General features: G+C 62.3%; 1 protein-coding gene and 1 pseudogene. Both read left to right on the forward strand.

Going from position 1 to position 965, the window contains the following annotated elements; all coding sequences use genetic code 11:
- The coding region (locus AB3X98_RS41980; RefSeq protein WP_368607200.1) for an MFS transporter at window positions 1–452 on the forward strand (452 nt) is incomplete at its 5' end.
- A 19-nt stretch (window positions 453–471) separates the two neighbouring features.
- A pseudogene (locus AB3X98_RS41985) lies at window positions 472–965 on the forward strand (aminotransferase V); the annotation flags it as partial.

The following is a 965-nucleotide window of genomic DNA, read 5'->3' on the forward strand; positions in this document are numbered from 1 at the left end:
CGGCGACGGTGCTGACGGGCGCGATCCTGATGGTGTTAACGCCGTTCATGGGGCATCTCGCCGACAAATATGGACGCAGCCGGATGATGACGGTCTCCGCGCTTCTCACGCTGCTGACCATCTATCCCTGCTTCCGATGGCTACTGGCGGCGCCCTCTCTGTCAGTGCTGATGTCGATAATGATGCTGGCGGGCGTGTTGAAGGCGATCTACTTCGGTCCGCTCGCAGCGGTGCTGTCGTCGCTCTTTCCCGCCTCGCTGCGCAGCACGGGACTCGGCTTCAGCTATAACATCGGCGTCATGGTGTTTGGAGGATTCACGCCGTGGCTCGTGACGGCCATGATCGGCTGGACGCACGATCCCGTATCGCCGAGCATCTATCTGATGGGCTGCGCCGTGCTCAGCCTCGTATGCATCGGCATCTATCATCGGTTCATCGTCAAACACATCTAGTTCGAAGCGAAGCGCTGACATGACTTTATTTTCTACCGCGCAGGACAGCGACTTCAGTGGCTGGATGATGTACCACTCGGTTGGTGTATTCCCCGGCCAACGGGAGGCCGTGACGGCGGCGCTCGCACGCTTCACATCCGACTGGTATGCACCCGACGAACGACGCTGGAGCGTCGGGCTCCGTGCGCGTGACGCGCTGCTGTCGAACTGGGCGACGCTGATCGGTGCAGACGCCGCGCACGTATTCGGCGCGCAAAATGTCACCGACGTCTTCGCACGTTTCATCGACGGTCTCGACGATGCGGCCTTGCGCGCACGCACGGTGCTGATCGCCGCGGACTGCTTTCCGAGCCTGCACTTCCTGTTGAACGGTGTTGCGGCACGGCGCGGCTTCACGTTGAAAACGGTGCCGGTGCGCGCCGGTGAAGCCTACGTTCGCGACGAGGACTTCGTCGCGGCGTGGGATGCCCAGGTCGGGCTCGCGCTGATCACGTGGGTATCGTCGCTGACGTC

It is taken from the genome of Paraburkholderia sp. BR14312, assembly GCF_040948675.1.
Lineage (GTDB): Bacteria > Pseudomonadota > Gammaproteobacteria > Burkholderiales > Burkholderiaceae > Paraburkholderia > Paraburkholderia nodosa_A.